Here is an 18,858-nt window from a genome sequence, read left to right as displayed (position 1 = left end):
TCCTCGATAACGAGGAGACCGCGTCGGTGGATCAACATTCGTTCAAAAAGCATTGCAGAAGCTCGCCCGATGCGGCTCGATACTCGGCGTTCATGTGGGCAAGCTCCGGCGTTTCCGGAGCGCGGATTTTGAAGAGTGGCTCGCAAAGCAGTAGAGCACCAGCCCCGCTGCTGGTCGTAATCTGCTCTTTCTCCCCACTTAGCTTCCGAGGATTGCCAATGTGGCGTGCTGTCCAATTGGAAAGAAAACCTGAACAGCTACTCAGTGCGGAGTGCCTGCATCGGCTCGACGGCTGAGGCCCGGCGAGCCGGGGAGATCCCCGCAATGAAAACGGTCGCCAGCAACAAGACACCGGCAGCACAGCAGCTTGCCGGATCGAACGGTGTGACTCCAAAGAGCATGGAACGTACCAGGCGCACAGCAAGGATGGAACCGATGCCAACGGTCAGGATTCCGACGACAGCGATCCAGATGCTGCCGCCGAGAACCAGGCGAAAGATCGCGGCCCGTGTGGAACCAAGAGCGATGCGCAGCGCAAACTCGCGATGCCTCTCGATCACTGAATAGGCCATTACGGCGTTAGGCCAAGCATAGCCACGAGCACGCTCGAGACCGCATAGACACTGAGCAACTCTGCAGGAATGCGGGAAATCTGGTAGCGCTCGGCTGCCAGATCCTCGAGCGTGCGCACACTTTCGATCGGTAGCGTGCTATCGAAACCTCCAGTCGCCTGGCGCAGTTGCGACGTCATCTCTGCAACTGAACTGCTCCCACGAAGCACAACAAAGAAGCTGCTCGAGTAATGCTGTGTGAGCGGAACGAAGAGCAAGGGTTCGGGATCGGTGTTTGCCGGATCTGCATAGGCGAAGCCACCAACGATGCCGATGATGCGATGAGCCCGCCCGTAGATATCTTCCTGGCGCACGAGGGCGATGTGGTCGACCGGCGCTATCGTGTGGTCTCGATCCGGCCGTCAGGACGTTGCGGCCGACGGCGTCTCCACCTGGCCAGTAGCGGTGTGCCATCACATCATTGATGATCGCGACTGGAGTCGACGACGCAGTGTCGCCGGAGGTGAAGTCGCGACCGTGCCGCATGGCGATGCCGAGGACGTGAAAGAACTCAGGACCTTCAAAGTCAGTGATAACGCTCATTTCTTCGTGTTTCGCCGGAACATATCCTGGCACACCGATGTCCTGAGTGTTCCCGGAGTTGTCGTCCCCATCGGAGGATGCGAGGTGAGCGTCGCGGATGCGATATCAGGTGTGGAGCGAAGCCGATCGAGAAGCGCTGCTTGCAAGGCCAGGCCGCGTTCCACACTGTAACCGGCTCGGGAGAGATCGAGTTCCGCGGTTAGGCAGTTGGCGCGGTCGAAGCCAACGGACCGATGCGCAATGTTGAGCGCCGTACGTGTGAGCAGACCGCAGCACACCAGCACGATGAAGCAGATGCCGAGTTGCAGGCCGAGCGTGATGGCGCGGCCGATCCGCCTGCGAGGAGCGCCGGCAACCGCCGCCCCGCCCTCATGCAGCGCCTCATTCTGCGACACGCGCAACGCCTGGCGCACGGGGTTAGAGGCCGCAGGCCAGCGCGACGCTAACGGCAACGGCCGCGACGAAAAAGAGAATGCGTGTATCGCTGTGCAGATTGAAGGAGAGAGGGACACCGAAGTCAGGTAGCAAGAGGTAGAGCCCACGGGCCATACCAGGCTTGCCAGCCACCCTGCCGCTGCGCCCGCAAAGGCCAACATGCCCGTTTCTGCAAGAACCTGCCCTGCGATCCGGGCTGGTGATGCACCCAACGCTGTTCGAATCGCGACCTCGCGGCGACGGCGCGCGGCATGCTGGCCGAGCAAGGAGGCGATGTTAATACAGACCAGTCCGATCAACAGAACCGACGCGCCGATCAAGACTGGCAACTGTGACCCGATCATGTTGAAGATGCCGCGTTGGAAGTGTGCAGCGTCCCGCAGGTTCAGATCCCAGCCGCCCTGATTCTTCCCGGACTTCAGAGAGAAGGCGTGCGCCAGAGCGTGGACTTCGGCGGCTGCTCTTGCATCGCTTACGCCCGGTCGGAGGCGCACCGCGACTTGCAGCCCGTAGTGCATGTCGAGCAAGGGATCTGGCGAAGAGCCGACCAGCAAATCACGAAGGGCAGAGAGTGGGATCCACGCTGCCTCTGCAACACCGCCAAAGATGCCGGCGAACTCGTTGGGTGCAATGCCGACCACAACGAAATCGTGGTGGTTGATGGAAAGAACGCGGCCGACTATCGCAGGATCGGCGTTGAATCGACCTCTCCATAAGCCATCGGACAGGACGATCTCGTTGTGCTTGCTATAGGCGCGGTCGTCGCTGTCTGGCTGAAAGAATCGACCACGTTCGGGACTGAGACCGAGAAACTGGAAGTAGTTCAAGGAGACGATGCCGGCGCTGATAACCAGCGGCTGCACGCGAGGCTGAGTCAGGTTGACCGGCGACATCGAAAAGGCAACTGCCTCCCGCCAGGAACCTCCCGAATCGCGCAAGAACTCGTAGTGGTCGTAGTGGACTGAGTAGCCGCTGTTCCCAAGCACCGTGGCATCGATGAAGCGGAGTTCCCGCGGTGCGGCGACGTGCGGCCATGGGTTGTACAGGACTGCATTCGTCCAGGTAGCAACCGTGGTCAGCCCGCCGATGCCGAGCGCGAGCGTCAAGATCGCGGTGAGAGCGAAGCCGGGAGAACGGCGCAGCTGTCGCATGGCAAAACGGAGGTCCTGCCCGAGGTGCTCGAGTGTGAGCCAGCCCCAACGCTCTCGCTGACGACGGCAATCAAAGCCATGTTGCCGAATTCACGCATCGCCCTGCTCCGAGCTTCGGCGGGAGCTTCCCCACGCGCGATACGATCGGCGATCGCCATGCGCAAATGACTCTCGAGCTCTTCGCTCAAACTCATCTTTGCGTCCGAGTGCGTTCCACAGCCGTCGAAGCGGATGCATACCTGCACCTCATGCCTTACTTCTGGTCGCGCTCATGATCTCCTCGATGGAAGCGACCATTCGTCCCCAGCGTTCGTAGTCCGAGGCCAGCTGCCTTTTCCCGAGCGCAGTGATCCGGTAGAACTTCGCCCTCTGATTGCTCTCGCTCTTCTTCCACTCGGCTGTCACCCAGCCTTGTCGCTCCAAGCGATGCAGCGCCGGGTACAGAGATCCCGTCTCTACCTGAAGCACCTCACCCGACGTGGCTTGAATCGCGCGGCTTATGCCGTAGCCGTGCTGCTCACCCCACTGCAGCGTCTTGAGGATCAGCATGTCGAGCGTGCCCTGCAGTAGCTCAATGCGGTTTTTGTAACCAGAATCCTGTTGCGCCATAGGGTGTAGACACCCTACAACCTGACGGATTCACTCAGCAAGCCCGCTTTCACGGGAGTTGGCTGATCCGGTTCGAATGATTACTCAAGCGAATGGGGAGGATCGGACGAGGTGGCAAGTTGCCAGTCGCGAACGCTGTTCCGACGCACCAGCGGACACCGGTCATTTGTTCGTGTTCCTTACCTCCAGAACCATGTAGCGGACGGCGTCTGCGACCTGATCTGGAACCGCATTTTGCACCTCGTGCATAGCCGTTAGAATCTGATCGAGTCGGCAGCGATCCGAGAGCCCACATATGCGCCTCTGCAGACCTTCCCATCGGCTGCATCCGTTTCTCGCTTCAGCGATGGCCGCGTGATCTGTAGCTCTCAGCCCGTAGAGAGCAGCGGAGCGCTCGTCATCGAGTGAAGCGACACTCGCCGTAAACACTCGGATTGGAAGATGCTGCCATTGGTGCGGGAGCAGCGACGCCTCCCATGTCAGATCGCCGCTTAAGTAGTGCTGTTGAGCTTCTGATAAATAGGCCCGCCATCCATCCGGACGCGCAGCGATCCTTGTAATCGTCCTTGCCATTCGCGCCGGGAGCGCAGCCGTCTCTGCGCTGTCGAGGCAAGGATCGCCCGGCAGCGGCTTAAACGCGCCGTGTGCATGTCTGTACGCTTCAGGCAGTTCCGAATATCGTTGAGCTGCGAGAGGTAGTAGTGCTGTATCGCAGAGCTGGGCTTCTTCTCCGGCCCGCTGATCTGCTCTTTATCTACCAGCATGGCTGCATCAAGGAAGACGAGCCCTGCAACCTCTGCGGGATTACAAGTCGGTGTACGCACCGACGATGTGACCGCCATCTGAGTGGGCGACCAGTATGTACGGACCAGTCTCGGCGGATCGTTCGAGCAGAGAATGGAGATCCAGGACGTCGTGTCGTACGTCACGAGGTAAGTCAGTGCCTAGTGTGCTGAAGCCATATCCTGCATGATCATAGGAGCAGGTGCGCGAAACCTTAGCTAACGCGGGTTGCAGCTTGTGCCACTCGTGATAGGTCCCTCCACCGAAACCGGATTCCAACACAACCGTCGGCCGCCCTTTGCCCACACAATACATACTGAGCCGGGCTCCCTGTCCGATGGACACCATCCGCCCAGGCTCTTCGAACAGCGCGTAGCCGTCCTCGGCGATACCAGTCTGAGCTGACAAGCTGAGCGACTGCGCGAGCAGCGCAGTAGTTCCTCAAACGAAAGCAGCTAGCGCGATTGCGCCACGTGTTGTGAACCTCGTCGGGAACGCTGCTTCATACGACCAAGGAGAGCTCCAGTGTAACCGGCTGGCCAAAGAATGTGGAGCAGCGGCACTTTTTTCCTCGCTTGGGGCTACACAACTGTGGACTATGAACGCTGTTGCGGGATCCCCGGAAGTGGTTCATGTGCCGCCTAACTGCGGGTGTCTTCCCTCCGGTTCTGGAGACCTGGAGGAACCGGACCTTCTCGAAGGGGGCTAGCGGTCAGTCGAGCCGTCCTTCTAGCATTCATCCTAGAGACCTGCGTCACAGCCTGAGCACATGGCTGGTGAACAAGGGAAAGGTCGATCCGAAGACGGTTCAAGGGATCCTGCGGCACAGTGACATCCGCACGGCCATGAATCTCTACACGCAGGATGATCGCGACGAAAAGCAGTCAGCACAAGGGGCCTTCCTGGACGCTGTAGGACGTGGAGGTCGTCTAGTGCAGTGATTTGTGGATTGGATTGTGGATTGTCACTGTAGGTCCAAACATCCTATAAGTGCTTTAGAATGTATGGCGGGGACGACGGGGCTCGAACCCGCGACCTCTGCCGTGACAGGCTGGCAAGCCGCGCATCATGTGGGAGTTAGACGGAATCGGCAGGAGTGGAGGGAGCCTATTCGGCAGGCTCCGTTGCACCAGTTGTTCTCTCGTCTGTTCTCTCGTTCGTCCCCCAAGAATGTCGTGGGGGCGTAGACCTCAACGTGATTCAAACCCACTCGGATCGGGCTGGCACCCCTCCTAAACTATGCGGGCTGGATCTCGCGCTCACCTTCCAAACTCAGCCGCTTCAGGCTCACATCTAAGTGTTCTGTTCCATTTGCAAGGAAACACACGGTTGGCATTCCGACGCTTCTTGCACCCTCAGGAGAGCCCTTATGGATTTGCTTTCATCCCGCGTTCTCGGCTGCGGCGATAGCAGGAGCCGCACCTGTTGACCCCTCCTGTCTAGCTGTTCTGACACTTTGCCGCCGCGTTCGTGGCATACTGGAGACCATGCATGCCGCGCATCTCCAGATCGGCGACTGGCTCGGACTCCCAGCACCAAAAACCGAAAGCGAAGTGCTGCGCATCGTGGAGGGGCGGCTTGCTCCCTCGGTGATCAAGCGCCTGCTCGCGCTCGGCCTTGGGCATGCAGAGATCGACGCCGTCATCATCCCCTCGCGCACACTGCAGCATCGACGCTCTCGCCGCGAAAAGTTGACGGTCGAGGAGTCCGATCGTGTGCTGCGCGTCATTCGCGTGCTCTCTCTTACAGAGACAATCTACGGAACCCGCGAACGCGCCTTGGCCTGGTTGCGCAAGCCGCACCCGCGGCTCGAAGGACGCACGCCGCTCTCCTTGCTCCAGACCGACACCGGCAGCCGGATCGTCGAGGAGTTACTGATCCAGATCGACGAAGGCATGTTCGTCTGATGGTCCTGTGGCGGATCAGCCGGCATCGTGATCTGACAGGAGCGGGGGGTCTCAGAGCAGCCGGGCGATGGCACCACGCCGGACGTCCGATCGTCTACCTGGCAGAGTCGCCGGCTGCTGCGCTGCTCGAAGTTTGCGTTCATACCAGCGCCAATGACGTGCCGCCCGAGTTCACCCTATTGTGCGTCAAAGGCCCCGACCTCCCTTCCCGAGCGATACGATTAGACGACCTCCCGGAGGACTGGACCGTTCGACTCGAACACACTCGCGATCTCGGCTCCTCGTGGCTGGAACGGAACGAAAGCGTCCTGATGCAAGTGCCGAGCGCACTGGTGCCGGAGACGTGGAACTGTCTCCTCAACCCAACTCATCCGGAGGCCCAGCGCTTTAGGATCACTGACGTGCTTCCATACCCTCTCGATCCGCGGCTTAAGCTATAAGGGGTGGCGAACGAATCGGCCTCGATCAAGCGCCGGGCCACGGAGACCCTCGGATACGAAAAGCACAATTTGCCCCGGTTCCCGGATCCCTTCGGACCTGAAGGCGCATTGCCCCTTTGGCCTTGGAATTCGCTCCGAGGATGCTCGCGAGGAGGCCGATTGCTTCGCCGAGGTTATGCCGAAGGCCGCGACCTTCGAAGATGCAGAGTCCTTCGGGTGCAGCTTTTAAAGCAAGGACCCAGTTCCAGGCAGGATTTGACTAATCAGCAACATAGTGACCGTGAGCTCAAAGACTTCCCGCGGAAGTTGTCGCCTGCAAACGCCACTGAGGCAGCGTCGATGTCACGTAACCGGTGGGTTCCATAAAGTCTACGAGCTGAAGACGCAGATACGAGAGCGCACGCTATGTCGGATGCAAGATCTCAAGGAGCTGTGCGCAAGTCCCTAGCACAAGGTACTCGTGGCACAAAGTACGTGTTTACCCACATGGCTCTATGTTCACCGCAGCCATGATGCAAGGGCAAACCGGCGGAATGGCCGGTTCGATCGTCCGTTCAGCTTTGCTTTTTCTGCGCGGCCCACCGCTTGCGCTGCGCGTCGCCAATCTTCTTGCGTGCTTCCGGTGAGAGGACGCGCTTGGGAGCGACGCTCTTGCTTTCGGCAGGGCGTCCTCTCTGCTTCCCTGCTTTGGCGATTGATGATCCAGATGTAGAAGCGATGATCGCTCTGACGTGTTCGAGCCGAGCAATCTCCGCATCCAGTGCCGCAACAATTTCAGATGTGTTCATCGTGGGCAGGGTATCAGATTGACTGATACCGGCCTCGAACCGAACTTCAAGAGAGCAATGGAGATGCGAACAAGTTCAGACATACGGACTCCCTTCTAGGGCGGCCCTTACTCCTTTCGTGCCCAGGTCGATAAGCGACAGAAAGCAGGTGGTTGCCTTGTCTTCGTCTTGGTTCTGCTGAAACGTGCGGTGCGCTTCCATGACCGCGAGAGTCCACGTAGCCACGAGCAGAGATGCGGCGAGACTCACGGTAGGGTCGGGAGGTATGCGCTGCGCTGCGCTCGCCAATGCGCTGGCGAGGACATCCGTCAGTTCGTCGCGAATGGCTCTGGCGCGAGCTTTCAACGCCTCGCTTGCTTGCAGGGTTGTCATGAACCTCTCACTGTGCGAATCGAAGAGGCGCACATAGGGACGCTGATGGCGCACAGCCCAATGAACAAAACGGTGTACCGCTTCGACGGGTGAGGTCCCAGGTGGGCGCCGCTCGATCGCATCCAGCAGGTCTCGGCGACCCTCGTCATCCAGATCAAAGAACAGGTCTTCTTTGCGTCGAAAGTGATTGAAGACGGTCATTCGGGAAACATCCGCCGCTTCGGCAATTTCCTCGATCTTCACGCCGTCGAACCCTCGCTCGAAGAACAGGCGTGTTGCCACGTCAGAGATTCTCTGCCGTGTAGACAAGCGCTTCCGAGTCTGTCGATTTGATTTGAAGGCCGCTTCGGAGCCCATGCATGTACTTTACATCATCAACATTTATACTTAGTATAATTTTACGGAGGACTCGTTAGTGAAGATTTCAGGGCAACAAGCCGGTACGGGTAGATGTTTCGATGAACAGGCTCTCAGTGTTCTCATTTCCGGGGCGAGTTTTGCCGGGTTGGCCACAGCGTGGTGGATGAAGAGGCTTGGCTACGCGGTGACAGTCGTCGAAATGGCGAGCGATCTGCGTCGGGGCGGAACCCCGGTCAACATACGCGAAGGCGTTATCGAGGTGGTGAGACGCATGGGCTTGCTCGACCGCATCAAGTCTCAATCCCTGCCGCCCAGGCGGGTGTTGTTTCTCGATGAAGAAGGTTTGCCGTTGCATCAACAGCACGAAGCGCAGGCAGACGAGGAGCCGGAAGAAGAGTACGAGATCGAAAGGGATACGCTACTCGAGTTGCTCTTCAACGAAGTCAAAGAGCGAGCCGAGTTTGTATTTGCTGACAGCATCCTGACCATGGAAGACTCAGAAGAGCAGGTCGATGTCGCCTTCGCGAGTGGACGAAAGCAGACTTTTTCTCTTGTGTTCGGGTGCGACGGCACCCATTCCACCGTGAGGAGGCTGTGCTTCGGCGAGGAAGCTGCTTTTGTGGTTTTCCTCAAAAACTACTTCTCGCTCACGATTGTTCCCAAGCTGTTGATGGAAGAAAACACCTCGGAAATGTTCAGCGTGCCTGGCAAAACGGTGATGCTCAACACCTATAACGGCAAGACGGATATCGCGTTCTGCTTCTCATCTGTTGACGAGATTCCTCACGACCGCAGGAAGCAGGACGAACAGAAACGCATGGTTCGCAAGTCCTTTGAGGGAGGCAAGTGGAGAACCGCTGAACTGCTTGGCGAGATGAGTCGCAGTGAAAACTTCTACTTCGACAAGCTCTGCCAGGTTCATATGAAGTCCTGGACGAAAGGGCGTGTCGCTCTCGTTGGAGATGCCGGCTACGGGCCTTCGCCTGCGGCCGGTATGGGAGGCTCCGTGGCGATCCTTGGTGCTGCAGCATTGGGAGAGGCATTCGAAAAGCACCCGAATGACCTTGCTGCAGCGTTCAAGGAGTACAACGACAGCTTCCGCCCGGTCATAGAGGACATCCAGTCAAAGGCCGTTGACGTCGGTCTGAAGATGTTCATGCCTGGTTCGGAAGAGGCCATTCAGTGGAGAAACGAACAGCTCGGTCTTGGCTAGCCGCAGATCAGTCGTGAGAATAGCCGTTCCCTACACTTGTTCTCGATTGGGGAAATTCCAGAAGGAGGAACTTGAGTTCTGGCGCGCAGCCGGCCAGCGAAGGCCGATAAGGCGGATGAGGGTGCAGGGAGAAGAATCCAGAACTACGTCGACCGGCACAAGGACAATCGCCGCATAAATGCAGCGCCATCCAGAACGCCGTGCGCAGCCAGACCGCTGAGATTGAGCGACACACAACGCAGGCTCTGGCTACCCCACTACATGCCATTGGGCAGGCTGCCGCCCAGGTGCGTCAAAACATCTCGGAGATCAGTTGGCTGGTGCGCAGCCTCATCCTGGCTGCCGGGATTGTGATCGGGCTGGCTCTTGGCTGGCTACCCTTTAGGAGCAGCCTGAACGATCTTCAGGAGCAGGATGACCGGATCGAACAGTACCTGGCCACCCCAGCAGCAGCAGCAAGCGGCCCCGATCACGCCCGAGCCGTCCCATGCCCCGGCTCATAAAGGAAAGAAGTAGGTCAGTCGACTGCCTCGGCACACCGGGCAAGGCTATGGATTTCACGCTCGCCCGCCAGGGCGAGCGTGGAACGCGGAACGCGTCCCACAAACCCACAGCCTCGACGGACGTTTTGTTAGCATTTCTAGCGATGACTCTTGTTGGATCCGCATGAGTGGCAGATTCCTTTCTTAGCGATCATGTTCTCGTCAACATGTCGCTTCCAATGTTGCGTAGACTTCAAATCATTAGGACGAAAAATGATCACTTTGGAAGATCTAAAGAGAGTGGCACTCTTCGGAGAGCTAGGAGAAATAGACTTGGTTGGACTCGCCGAGCGAGCGGCTGACGTTCACCTGGACACGGGTCAATGGCTGGTTCGCGAGGGCGAAGAACCGCGTTTCTTTGTCGTGCTTGAAGGTGAACTAGAGATCACGAAAGACATCGTGGGTCAAAGTCGAGTTCTCGGACGTGTTCTCGCGGAGCAGATGGCGGGAGAGATGGCGGTGCTCATGGGAACGAGCAGCACAGTCACTCTTCGTGCTCTAACGACGTGCCGTGTAGCCCGGTTTGAGCGTCAGCAGTTGCAAGAGCTTATGCGCCAGAGTCCTTCTGCTGCCGAGACCATCTTTCGGGTCATAGGCACCCGCACCGCGATGGCGCAACAGATTGTGAAAGAAACTCCCTCTGCGCGCGTGCGCATCTTCGGGTCCAAGTTTGACCCAAATTGCCGCAGCATCCGAGCATTTTTATCGGCTAATCGAGTTCAGTACGACTGGATACCTCCTAGTACAGAACAAGAACCTGGAACTCGGGTAGCGGTGGTCGCCGACGGCGAGACGGTCGAAGAACCGAATCTTCGTCGAGTTGCTGAAGCTCTCTGCTTTCAAACGAAGCCAAAACAAGACCTCTACGACGTCGTCATCGTAGGCGCTGGACCTGCCGGCATGGCGGCGAGCGTGTATAGCGCATCTGAAGGTCTTTCGGTTATCGCTGTAGACCGGTTTTGCGTGGGGGGCCAAGCAGGTACTTCATCACGCATAGAGAATTATTTGGGCTTTCCTGCCGGCATCTCTGGGAACGACCTGAGCGAACGGGCGCTCAAGCAGGCGGCGCGCTTTGGCGTTGAAGTTCTCGTCACACGCAGTGTAGAGAAGATAGAGCCGCACGAGCTCGAACACAATATCGTACTGGATTGTGGAGACTCGATACGCGCACGCGTTGTTCTGCTGGCGACAGGGGTATCGTGGAATCGGTTAAGCTTTCCCAATCACGACCGGTTTATAGGACGAGGGATTCTGTACGGTGCCTCGCTGTTCGACAGAGTTGCTATCGCAGGTCACCGGATCTTTATCGTAGGTGGTGGCAATTCAGCCGGACAAGCCGCCGTGTACTATTCGGGCTACGCAGCTGAGGTGGTTTTACTCGTTCGCGGTCCCGGTCTCAAGCAAAGCATGTCGCAATACCTCGTACGGCAACTGGAAGAGAAGGCCAATATCCGGGTGGAACCCTATACCCAGGTCACTGAGGCACACGGTGACAATGATCTGGAACGTATCAAGACGAGCGAAATCCCGCCTCAGGGTTCAGCCGTCACAATCACTAGAGACGCAAAGGCACTCTTCATCATGACTGGGGCTACTGCAAAGACGGAGTGGCTTCCACAAGAGATCGAACGAAATGCGCAGGGTTATGTGCTCACCGGACGTGACCTGAGCACGTGGGGTTTCGAACGTATGCCATTTGCCCTAGAAACCAGCATCCCAGGAATCTTCTGTGCGGGAGATGTTCGCAACGGTTCAATAAAACGTGTTGCCAGCTCGGTAGGCGAAGGTAGTATGTCCGTTTCGTACATCCATGAATACCTGGCGAAGTTTTCTTCTTCTTAGATGAATCGAGTCCGGACTTGCGGAAGGAAGCTCATACTGAGCACCCCAGTCCTTTGAGCAGTGTGTCCACGACGAGATCCGCAAATGCTTGTTTTTGCCCGAAAGGAAAGTTTTTCTGAGTAAGCTGTAGCGAGACCACGCCATGAAGGCCAGCCCAGAGTGCAGTCGCAATTCGAAAAGCATCTCCCGTGAAGTAGCCCGCCTCGATGCATGCCGTCACATTCGCAACCAGGAACTCAAAGGCGCGGCGGCCTCCCGTATCGTCGGGGATGTTGTCCAGACTGGCTGTTCGCTTGCGTTTGCTGCCCGGCAGCGAAGTGAGAAAGGTGATGCGGTACTCCTCCGGATGTTGCAATCCGAAATCGATATAGGTGAGCATTCCTTTACGAAGGGACAGTAAGGGATTCTTGCCTGGTTTTGGAAACTGCTTTTCAAGCTTGGCGAATGTCTCTCTAGCCAGCGCCTGCAAAATAGCCGTCTTATCCGCAAAGTGGCTGTAGAGAGCCATTGGCGAATACTCAATCCGTTCAGCAATCTTCCGAATGGTGAGAGCGTCATGACCCTCTTCAGCAATGATCTGCCTTGCAGTGTCCAGGATGCGCATTACAAGCTCCTGCCGTTCCCGATCCCGACGTGATCTCGAAGTCATTCGCTTGCCTCCTTCGCTCTGTTTACGTACATGTACGTTTTTGAATCCTCTTTTACACCTCTCCATCATATACATGTACGTAAAACGTACAAGGAGGAATATCATGGCAAGCACACAGACAATGATCGCAGCAGTTGCTCTTCTCACCGGTTCGATCCTCTCCCTCCCCTCGGCTCACGCACAGGTGACCTTCGCAAACACTCGTTTTGTGAGCCAGAAAGACGCACGACACACTGAGTCCGAGAAAGGTACTCTCACGCTTAAGTCAGACGAGCGCAATCTGACCTTTGAAGCCAAGGACCACAGTTCGTTAGTCATTCCCTATGACCAAATCACGTCGCTGGCCCTCGACCAGTCTGTAACCCGCATCCGTACGCCGTTCACGGGCCGTGTTCAGCACGACCGCTTTCTAACGGTCATCTACCAGGGCGCAGGAAGCAAGCCAGGGTACGCCGTGTTGCATCTCAACGGACGCTCCTATCGCCAAGTCGTGGCGGCGCTAGAGGCCGAAACCAGCAAGCCAGTCACGGAGATCACAAACTGATCGACCCGGCGCCGAATCGCCAAAATAGCAAGCTCTCTTCTAACCAACGCGCGTTTAGACACTGTCTACATCTGCAAGTTACAGGCGTAGACAGTGTCTTACTCTTCAGTTGGAGTGAAGATCAGGCCACGCTGTCATGACGACTGCCACCAGCCCAGCAAGGATGCTTGGGAGTGAACTTGCGGGTCGATGGTGGCATGACTCCGACCAGTAACTGAACTGGCGGGGTCAGAATCAACATGGCCCCATCGCCTTTTATAAACATAAGAAAGGCCGACCAATTAGTAGCGATCTCAGGAACTGCGGCGCGGGTCCCCTGACTCTGAGTAATGCGCAACAGCGTTTTCAGGCGAATTCAAAACTTTTTTTTGGATAACGGCCCGCCACGTCTGTACTCACTGAACGGTGATTTCAGACGAGTACACTGGCCTGAGATGGCCGCCCCGGATGCCCGCTTTGTCGCCTACTACCGGGTTTCGACCGAGCGCTAGGGCGCGAGCGGTTTGGGACTTGAAGCCCAGCGCGAGGCCGTGGGCCCCTTTCTCGGCTCCGGTTCCCTGCTTGCCGAGTTCACCGAGGTTGAATCCGGCCAGCGGCAGACCAACCGGCCGAGCTCTTGCGCGCCGTCGAGCTGTGCCGGCGGCAGCGGGGGACGCTGGTGATTGCAAAGCTCGACCGGCTGGCCCGCAGCGTCCATTTCATCTCCGGGCTGATGGAGACGGGCGTCGAGTTCGTGGCCGCTGACATGCCGGAGGCCAACCGGCTCACCATCCACATCCTCGCCGCCTTCGCCGAGCGCGAGCGCGAGGCCGTCTCGCAGCGGACCAAGGGGGCGCTCCAGGCCGCCCGCAGACGCGGCACCCGGCTCGGCAATCCACGGTGGGCCGAATCCATCGCTCAGGCACGACAGACCAAAGACCCCATCCCGCCGCGCCGCAGATCGTCGAGCTGATGCGCCAGCACCGCGCCGAGGGCATGACCAACACGTCCGTCCCAATGCCCAGTACGTCAAATTGTTGCAGCACTTCCATATGTACGTTTCCTCTAGAGGGCTGCTGTGGATCGATGCCAGCGACTGGAACAACACAGTCTCCGGGGGAGGAGAGCGGGAGCAGGTTTCGCGGCCGTCTTACCCGCTTGCAAGGGGTGACCTGCGCTTGCTGTGAAAGCTTGGACAGTATTAAGAACTCTCGCTTACGAGTCTCAAGACCTCGGGGCGAGCATGTCATCGAGCAAAGCAGGTGCTCCTCGACGCGCTCGAGATGTGGGTACCGCATCCCACCCGTCCAATGAATCGAGGTCGTCTGCTGCGATGCGCCGCGCTTCACTGTCAGATCGATCGGTCCGCCCGCTGTTGCCTGCTTAATCGCCTGCACCAGAAGGTCCGGTTTGTAGGGCTGCCCGTTGACAGAGGCGATTGTCTCTCCCCCTGTCAGGCTCGCCTGAAAGGCCGGTCCATTCCACTGGACCTCGTAGAGGCAACCCGTAGGGCTGACACGCATTCCAAGCGAGTCGATCAGGTTGAGAGTCTTGCTCGACTGCTCATCGGGAGACGGTTGATCGGAGAAGACTACCCTGTAGCCGCTGCGTTCGATGCTATGCGCGAGTCGGCCCGGGCCATACTCCCGCACACGTGAGTCGAAGAACTCACGCCATTCGTATGGCTGAATCGACTGAAGGGTCGCAATCATGTCGTCGAGTGTGTAGGTTCTGGTGATGTCACCCGCGTCGTCACCGCTAAAGAAGGCGCGCGCAAAGTCGTCAAGAGACTTCTTCTGACCGCTTTGGTGCCGGATGATCGCATCCGCCTCCAGCCAGATCATCTGGCCCTGGCTATAGGCACTGAACATGTTGCGCTGCCAGCTCGCCCATGACACCGGGTTCCGGAAGGAGATGAGCGGTTCGTTCGACGTGTCCTCAAGTGTGCGCCACTCTGCCCCTGCATCCCGCATCATGCTGGCGCCCAGATCCGCATAGAGTTCCTGGACGGTGTCGTGCGTCAAGCACTCCAGCCCGCGCAGAGAGAAGATCGGCCCAGTATTCAGTCAGTCCCTCGGTCACCCAGAGCAGGGAGTCACGCTCCGGCGTATTTAGGTTGGGCGTCCACATCTCAGCAGGACGCCGGTAGAGGCCGTTCCAGGAGTGGATGTAACCGTGTGCAAGATATTAGAGCGTCGGAATGTCATTCGGAGTGGAGGCTGCAGTTTTGAAGTACTCGGCCGGAACCACTCCCTCACCGGAACGATGGTGCTCGTAATAGGTGCTCATCTCGTCGGATGCGAATAGAAGAAAGTCGTAATGGTCGTAGTGGCGTGAGCCGAACATCTTGGACGCCTGCTCCATGAGCGGCGTAAACAGCCGGATGGATGCCGGCAGGCTGACGAGATCCGCTTCGCTCTGCGCGGCGATATCCAGACGCACCGGAACCGGCTGGCTGAGCAGCGTGATCTGCTTCAGAAAGCGAGCAGCCATGACCGGCTGATCGAACAGCGAGTCGAGCGCCAGAGTCGGAAAGCTGACGGTATCCCGAGTTCGCGTGCCGCCATCGAGGGAGCTTGCGTAGTTCCATCCGGAGGGCAGTGTCAGTGACGGACGGTACTGGATGTCCCGTGTGAACGACTCTGCCGGATACAGGATCAGCGTCTGCCACTGGACCCCGAGCATCGTGGGGGTAATCAGAACCGAGCCTATATTCGCGTCTGTCGCCCGAGGTATTGGTAGCGCAGGTCGAGCTCTCTGACTCCTGCGGGTACGCTGACGCGAAAGGCATGGACATTCACAGGGTCCCGCTCCCAGTGGAGCCGGTGTTCGCCGGCCATCACGACCAGTCCGGCGAATTGACCGAGAGGCTCGTTCGGCGCGTGGTCGCCTGGTCTCCACTGCGGAAAGAGAAATGTATGCACGCCCGCGCCCTGCACCGGCACGGTCTCCTGAACCTGGTAGATACGCCGCAACACATCCGTCGCATCCACGTGCAACTGGATGACTCCCGGGTACCGAACATCGCGAGGCGCAGGTATCGGCGCCGGGAGTGGCGACGGCTGCGGAAGCTTCGACTTGGATTGAGCCCGTACCCCACTTGCCAGCAGTAGAATCGCTGACACTGTAGCCTTGCCGACGAACGTGGCCAGGGATTGCCGATCCGTCCGCCAAAGGGGACACACAGGAAAGAGCAAATGAAATCTCCAAGAGTCGCAATCCGTCGTCAAAGTGCCGGACCGTCGATTGCCTTGCACCACGCGTCGTTTGTACGTACTAATAGGTACAGATTATGACCTCTCGGGAGCGTCTTGTCCAGAGCGCCCAACAGCTTCTCTGGGAGCGGGGCTACGTGGGCATGAGTCCGAAGGCCATCCAGGAGAGGTCGGGCGCGGGACAAGGAAGCATGTACCACCACTTCAGAGGCAAGGCGGATCTTGCATTGGCAGCCATCGAGCAGAGTGCGGTGCTCTTCCGGGATGGCGCGGAGGCGTGGTTGGGCGGCGTCGAAACACCGCTCGAGCGAATCCGCGGTTACATGTTGCGGTCGCGCGAAGCACTGAGGGGATGCCAGATCGGCAAACTGACACAGGACCCGGAGATTGCCCGGGACGAGCGGCTCAGGAAGCCCCTCGACGATACCTTCCGGTGGCTGCAACTCAGGCTGCAGAGTGTGATCGAAGAAGCTCAGGCCGCGCACGAAATCTCCGCCGGCGCGAATGCGGATGAATTGGCCGCTGCGCTGATTGCCACGATTCAGGGGGGCTACGTGCTGGCGGGTGCGGCGGGATCTCCGGATCCGTTCCATCGTGCAATCCGCGGTGCGCTGCGTCTCCTTACGCTGTGAGGATTTGCATCAGCACAGCAGTCATCCAAGCCCGTCACATCAAAGAAAGGAAGCCTGATATGAAGCTCGTGTTTCTCATCGTTGCACTACTCGGCCCGCTCGCATCGGCACAGGAAAGTGCCTGGAACGGGACATGGGTGCTGGATGCAAGCCGCAGCACACCCGGAGTGAAGGATCAGGCCGCAGAGGCCTATCGCTTCACGCTCGATCAGACCGGCGGGATCAAGTGGGAGATTCCCTCCCTCCGCGAAGTCGTCACTGGTAAGACCGACGGACAGCCGATGGCGATCCATCGCTCCGCACCGACGCCGGGATTGACGCTGAGCGTCAAAGCAGAGGGCCCGACGGTGCTCCTTTATCAGGTGAAGCGTGATGGTAAACCCGAGGGCGAGGGGCGAATGACGCTCGTGGAGAGCGGAAAGGCGTGGGTGGATCTGTCCTGGCCGGCGGGCCAGCCGCAATACGCGGGCGAACTGGTGTACGTAAAACAGTGAAGCATGCATCCAGGTCCAATCCGGCAGCGTCGACGGAAACCAAACAACAACCACAGCGAAGAACAACGCAGATCCGAGCGTACGGACATCCCTCTCGAAGATCGGCACTGACGTGGCTGAGTGCCCTGCTTCTTGCCGGTAACGTCTTCGGGGCGCAGAGCAGCCCTCCGACGGCGCCGATCCGTGTGCCGCTCACAAAAGACCATTGGCACGCCCTGGCACCCATCCCAGGTGGAATCAGGCCGGTGCTGAATTTCATCCAGCAGGAGGGCTTCCCGCAAGGCATTCTCGCGCTTAAGTCTGGCGCTGCCCAGTTGGACGACCTCGCCTTCCGCGACGGCACGATCGAGTTCGATATGAAGCCGATCGGCGAGGACATTCCCGGCATTCAGTTCCGTGTTCAGGGAGATCGCTTCGCAGAGAACGGCGAAGAGTTCTATATCCGGAGTTCCCCGGACTGTCGCGCTTCGAACGACTGCATCCAGTACTCACCCGTGATTCACGGCTTCCTGCTGTGGAACTCTTATCCTCAATTCCAGACGCAGGCCCTGGTTCTCGAAGGCTGGAATCACCTCAGACTCGTCGTCTCCGGCCATCGCATGAATGTGTACCTGAACTGGACGAGTACGCCCGCTCTCGCGGTGGGCAGCCTGGAGAGCCGTTCGATGGCGGGCCGCCTCGAGCTGAAAGGACCAGCGTATTACGCGAATCTCAAGGTCACTCCCGGAGCGACCGGAGGTCTGCCTTCCACAGCAACGCCAGACCCGACCATCTCTGATCATCGGTATCTGCGACAGTGGCAATTGGCGCCACTCGCACGATTCTCTGCTCCCCCGAACAACACAGATGTCGCGAGACTTGCTCCGTCTGGAAACTGGAAGCCGATCGCAGCCGAGCGCTTCGGAATGGTTAATCTCAATCGCGAGTTTCCGCTGCGCTTCGAAGCGCCCCCGCTTACCTGGCTCCGCTCCACCGTCATCTCAGACCGGGAGCAGGCAAAGCATGTGTCGGTAGGCTGGATCGGCCAAGTGTGGGTCTTCTTGAATGGCGAGCGTGTCGCCGAGGGACGAAACCTTTATAGCGTTGAGGGCGCGCGTCGCAATCCGGACGGCCGAATGTCGCTTGAGAATGGATCTTTCGATCTCCCACTCCGACGCGGAACCAATGAGGTCGTCGTCGCCCTCGTGCCATCGATCCACGCCGACCTCACGCCGAATCGATATGGGTGGGGGCTGGAGATGCGTCTATCGGACCTCAACGGAGTCGTGCTACCAAGATGACTTGATTCACGAGCAGGCGAGTCGAGGGCGCTTGATACGCGTCAGCGTGGCGCGAAGCGGATCGACTTCACAATGCAGCGCAGCCGTTCTCGCAACGCTTCATAGTCTCGTTGCGTCAGCGCTCGTTTCTCAACGTCCGCGTCCGGACAAATTGACGCCAGATCCGTCTCGAACAGGAAACACGTCTCGTTACGAAACGTCCAGTACACCTCTTACGAGATGAGGTGGCAGGTGGCGCCTTCACTTGTGCTGCCATGCATCAGTTTCGCTCCGTGTGCGTTGATGGCGTCCGACATGGTCATCTCTCCATGGTTTTGCTGAGCTCGCCGGGTACACGCGTCCGCGTTCGTCGCCGGCAGCGCGAGATAGCTGACGCTCAAGCCGATCAGGTTAGTTCCGCGGTACGCGCGACCGCCTTTAGAGTAGACGCTTCCTTCCACCAGCTTCTCGCCGTCAAAGATATCGGGCC

Annotated in this window: 24 protein-coding genes and 1 pseudogene; 11 read left to right on the top strand and 14 right to left on the bottom strand. The window is 58.5% G+C overall.

The window, feature by feature from the left end:
- Positions 1-257 precede the first annotated feature (257 nt).
- From AC5IJH_RS17275 to AC5IJH_RS17245, 7 genes are all read right to left on the bottom strand, one after another.
- Positions 258-572: an FtsX-like permease family protein gene (locus tag AC5IJH_RS17275; protein WP_491904069.1), complete on the bottom strand. Its 315-nt coding sequence runs from the start codon at positions 570-572 to the stop codon at positions 258-260.
- Positions 572-925, bottom strand: coding sequence for a hypothetical protein (locus AC5IJH_RS17270; RefSeq protein ID WP_491904068.1), 354 nt, complete (start codon positions 923-925; stop codon positions 572-574). Before AC5IJH_RS17270 ends, AC5IJH_RS17275 begins: the two co-directional genes overlap by 1 nt.
- 225 nt (positions 926-1,150) lie before the next feature.
- The gene (locus tag AC5IJH_RS17265; RefSeq protein ID WP_491904067.1) at positions 1,151-2,740 is read right to left on the bottom strand and encodes an ABC transporter permease; all 1,590 of its coding nucleotides are present in this window, start codon (positions 2,738-2,740) and stop codon (positions 1,151-1,153) included.
- Positions 2,692-2,985: a permease prefix domain 1-containing protein gene (locus tag AC5IJH_RS17260; protein WP_491904066.1), complete on the bottom strand. Its 294-nt coding sequence runs from the start codon at positions 2,983-2,985 to the stop codon at positions 2,692-2,694. The genes AC5IJH_RS17265 and AC5IJH_RS17260 overlap by 49 nt, the downstream gene beginning before the upstream one ends.
- Position 2,986: 1 nt before the next feature.
- Positions 2,987-3,349 carry a PadR family transcriptional regulator gene (locus AC5IJH_RS17255; RefSeq protein WP_491904065.1) on the bottom strand — a complete coding sequence of 121 codons (363 nt, stop codon included), beginning with the start codon at positions 3,347-3,349 and terminating at the stop codon, positions 2,987-2,989.
- 491 nt (positions 3,350-3,840) lie between these two features.
- Complete coding sequence (locus AC5IJH_RS17250) at positions 3,841-4,191, bottom strand: hypothetical protein (RefSeq protein ID WP_491904072.1); 351 nt, start codon at positions 4,189-4,191, stop codon at positions 3,841-3,843.
- Complete coding sequence (locus AC5IJH_RS17245; protein ID WP_491904071.1) at positions 4,154-4,447, bottom strand: alpha/beta fold hydrolase; 294 nt, start codon at positions 4,445-4,447, stop codon at positions 4,154-4,156. The genes AC5IJH_RS17250 and AC5IJH_RS17245 overlap by 38 nt, the downstream gene beginning before the upstream one ends.
- 317 nt (positions 4,448-4,764) lie before the next feature.
- On the opposite strand from AC5IJH_RS17245, the gene AC5IJH_RS17240 reads away from it, so the two are divergent.
- From AC5IJH_RS17240 to AC5IJH_RS17230, 3 genes are all read left to right on the top strand, one after another.
- The gene (locus AC5IJH_RS17240) at positions 4,765-5,073 is read left to right on the top strand and encodes a tyrosine-type recombinase/integrase (RefSeq protein WP_491904064.1); all 309 of its coding nucleotides are present in this window, start codon (positions 4,765-4,767) and stop codon (positions 5,071-5,073) included.
- Between the two features lie 546 nt (positions 5,074-5,619).
- Complete coding sequence (locus tag AC5IJH_RS17235; protein ID WP_491904063.1) at positions 5,620-6,039, top strand: Xre family toxin-antitoxin system antitoxin; 420 nt, start codon at positions 5,620-5,622, stop codon at positions 6,037-6,039.
- Positions 6,039-6,479, top strand: a complete 441-nt coding sequence (locus tag AC5IJH_RS17230) for an RES family NAD+ phosphorylase (RefSeq protein ID WP_491904062.1) — start codon at positions 6,039-6,041, stop codon at positions 6,477-6,479. The genes AC5IJH_RS17235 and AC5IJH_RS17230 overlap by 1 nt, the downstream gene beginning before the upstream one ends.
- Before the next feature lie 554 nt (positions 6,480-7,033).
- On the opposite strand, the gene AC5IJH_RS17225 is transcribed toward AC5IJH_RS17230, so the two are convergent.
- Positions 7,034-7,267 (bottom strand): hypothetical protein, encoded by a 234-nt coding sequence (locus tag AC5IJH_RS17225; protein WP_491904061.1) that lies wholly within the window; start codon positions 7,265-7,267, stop codon positions 7,034-7,036.
- Positions 7,268-7,342: 75 nt separating this feature from the next.
- A complete protein-coding gene (locus AC5IJH_RS17220; protein ID WP_491904060.1) occupies positions 7,343-7,921 on the bottom strand; it encodes a TetR/AcrR family transcriptional regulator in 579 nt (192 codons plus the stop codon).
- A gap of 133 nt (positions 7,922-8,054) precedes the next feature.
- Between AC5IJH_RS17220 and AC5IJH_RS17215 the strand changes: the two genes are divergently transcribed.
- From AC5IJH_RS17215 to AC5IJH_RS17205, 3 genes are all read left to right on the top strand, one after another.
- A complete protein-coding gene (locus AC5IJH_RS17215) occupies positions 8,055-9,212 on the top strand; it encodes an FAD-dependent monooxygenase (protein ID WP_491904059.1) in 1,158 nt (385 codons plus the stop codon).
- Positions 9,213-9,412: 200 nt separating this feature from the next.
- A complete protein-coding gene (locus AC5IJH_RS17210) occupies positions 9,413-9,715 on the top strand; it encodes a hypothetical protein (protein ID WP_491904058.1) in 303 nt (100 codons plus the stop codon).
- A gap of 252 nt (positions 9,716-9,967) precedes the next feature.
- Positions 9,968-11,596, top strand: a complete 1,629-nt coding sequence (locus tag AC5IJH_RS17205; RefSeq protein WP_491904057.1) for an FAD-dependent oxidoreductase — start codon at positions 9,968-9,970, stop codon at positions 11,594-11,596.
- A 31-nt stretch (positions 11,597-11,627) separates the two neighbouring features.
- On the opposite strand, the gene AC5IJH_RS17200 is transcribed toward AC5IJH_RS17205, so the two are convergent.
- Positions 11,628-12,200 (bottom strand): TetR/AcrR family transcriptional regulator, encoded by a 573-nt coding sequence (locus AC5IJH_RS17200; RefSeq protein ID WP_491904056.1) that lies wholly within the window; start codon positions 12,198-12,200, stop codon positions 11,628-11,630.
- Between the two features lie 148 nt (positions 12,201-12,348).
- Here AC5IJH_RS17200 and AC5IJH_RS17195 point away from each other — a divergent pair, with 148 nt between their 5' ends.
- Entirely contained in the window at positions 12,349-12,789 is a 441-nt protein-coding gene (locus tag AC5IJH_RS17195) for a hypothetical protein (RefSeq protein ID WP_491904055.1), read from the top strand.
- A gap of 616 nt (positions 12,790-13,405) precedes the next feature.
- Positions 13,406-13,741, top strand: coding sequence for a recombinase family protein (locus AC5IJH_RS17190; protein WP_491904054.1), 336 nt, complete (start codon positions 13,406-13,408; stop codon positions 13,739-13,741).
- A 965-nt stretch (positions 13,742-14,706) separates the two neighbouring features.
- On the opposite strand, the pseudogene AC5IJH_RS17185 reads toward AC5IJH_RS17190, so the two are convergent.
- From AC5IJH_RS17185 to AC5IJH_RS17175, 3 genes and pseudogenes are all read right to left on the bottom strand, one after another.
- Positions 14,707-14,940: pseudogene (locus tag AC5IJH_RS17185) on the bottom strand (M61 family metallopeptidase); the annotation flags it as partial.
- Between the two features lie 15 nt (positions 14,941-14,955).
- Entirely contained in the window at positions 14,956-15,453 is a 498-nt protein-coding gene (locus AC5IJH_RS17180; RefSeq protein WP_491904053.1) for a M61 family metallopeptidase, read from the bottom strand.
- A 23-nt stretch (positions 15,454-15,476) separates the two neighbouring features.
- On the bottom strand, positions 15,477-15,761 hold the full coding sequence (locus AC5IJH_RS17175; protein ID WP_491904070.1) for a M61 family metallopeptidase: 285 nt from the start codon (positions 15,759-15,761) through the stop codon (positions 15,477-15,479).
- Positions 15,762-16,060: 299 nt separating this feature from the next.
- Between AC5IJH_RS17175 and AC5IJH_RS17170 the strand changes: the two genes are divergently transcribed.
- The 3 genes from AC5IJH_RS17170 to AC5IJH_RS17160 all read left to right on the top strand — a co-directional run bounded on the left by AC5IJH_RS17170 (position 16,061) and on the right by AC5IJH_RS17160 (position 18,389).
- Positions 16,061-16,615 (top strand): TetR/AcrR family transcriptional regulator, encoded by a 555-nt coding sequence (locus tag AC5IJH_RS17170; RefSeq protein ID WP_491904052.1) that lies wholly within the window; start codon positions 16,061-16,063, stop codon positions 16,613-16,615.
- 59 nt (positions 16,616-16,674) lie between these two features.
- On the top strand, positions 16,675-17,109 hold the full coding sequence (locus tag AC5IJH_RS17165) for a hypothetical protein (RefSeq protein WP_491904051.1): 435 nt from the start codon (positions 16,675-16,677) through the stop codon (positions 17,107-17,109).
- Between the two features lie 245 nt (positions 17,110-17,354).
- Positions 17,355-18,389 (top strand): hypothetical protein, encoded by a 1,035-nt coding sequence (locus tag AC5IJH_RS17160; RefSeq protein WP_491904050.1) that lies wholly within the window; start codon positions 17,355-17,357, stop codon positions 18,387-18,389.
- 212 nt (positions 18,390-18,601) lie between these two features.
- Here AC5IJH_RS17160 and AC5IJH_RS17155 read toward each other — a convergent pair.
- The coding region (locus tag AC5IJH_RS17155; RefSeq protein ID WP_491904049.1) for a hypothetical protein at positions 18,602-18,858 on the bottom strand (257 nt) is incomplete at its 5' end.

Origin of the sequence: Candidatus Dedyshia acidiphila (assembly GCF_051025295.1) — a bacterium.
GTDB lineage: Bacteria > Acidobacteriota > Terriglobia > Terriglobales > Acidobacteriaceae > KBS-83.
The sequence above is the reverse complement of the archived record's forward strand: the minus strand, read 5'-3'. Positions and strand labels throughout refer to the sequence as shown.

Excerpts from the sequence above, each read along its gene's own strand:
- AC5IJH_RS17265 (WP_491904067.1), bottom strand. The coding sequence starts at position 2,740 with ATGCGACAGCTGCGCCGTTCTCCCGGCTTCGCTCTCACCGCGATCTTG.
- AC5IJH_RS17165 (WP_491904051.1), top strand. The coding sequence starts at position 16,675 with ATGAAGCTCGTGTTTCTCATCGTTGCACTACTCGGCCCGCTCGCATCG.
- AC5IJH_RS17230 (WP_491904062.1), top strand. The coding sequence starts at position 6,039 with ATGGTCCTGTGGCGGATCAGCCGGCATCGTGATCTGACAGGAGCGGGG.
- AC5IJH_RS17245 (WP_491904071.1), bottom strand. The coding sequence starts at position 4,447 with ATGTATTGTGTGGGCAAAGGGCGGCCGACGGTTGTGTTGGAATCCGGT.
- AC5IJH_RS17250 (WP_491904072.1), bottom strand. The coding sequence starts at position 4,191 with ATGGCGGTCACATCGTCGGTGCGTACACCGACTTGTAATCCCGCAGAG.
- AC5IJH_RS17275 (WP_491904069.1), bottom strand. The coding sequence starts at position 572 with ATGGCCTATTCAGTGATCGAGAGGCATCGCGAGTTTGCGCTGCGCATC.
- AC5IJH_RS17225 (WP_491904061.1), bottom strand. The coding sequence starts at position 7,267 with ATGAACACATCTGAAATTGTTGCGGCACTGGATGCGGAGATTGCTCGG.
- AC5IJH_RS17170 (WP_491904052.1), top strand. The coding sequence starts at position 16,061 with ATGACCTCTCGGGAGCGTCTTGTCCAGAGCGCCCAACAGCTTCTCTGG.
- AC5IJH_RS17235 (WP_491904063.1), top strand. The coding sequence starts at position 5,620 with ATGCATGCCGCGCATCTCCAGATCGGCGACTGGCTCGGACTCCCAGCA.
- AC5IJH_RS17200 (WP_491904056.1), bottom strand. The coding sequence starts at position 12,200 with ATGCGCATCCTGGACACTGCAAGGCAGATCATTGCTGAAGAGGGTCAT.
- AC5IJH_RS17205 (WP_491904057.1), top strand. The coding sequence starts at position 9,968 with ATGATCACTTTGGAAGATCTAAAGAGAGTGGCACTCTTCGGAGAGCTA.
- AC5IJH_RS17240 (WP_491904064.1), top strand. The coding sequence starts at position 4,765 with ATGTGCCGCCTAACTGCGGGTGTCTTCCCTCCGGTTCTGGAGACCTGG.
- AC5IJH_RS17255 (WP_491904065.1), bottom strand. The coding sequence starts at position 3,349 with ATGGCGCAACAGGATTCTGGTTACAAAAACCGCATTGAGCTACTGCAG.
- AC5IJH_RS17195 (WP_491904055.1), top strand. The coding sequence starts at position 12,349 with ATGGCAAGCACACAGACAATGATCGCAGCAGTTGCTCTTCTCACCGGT.
- AC5IJH_RS17180 (WP_491904053.1), bottom strand. The coding sequence starts at position 15,453 with ATGCTCGGGGTCCAGTGGCAGACGCTGATCCTGTATCCGGCAGAGTCG.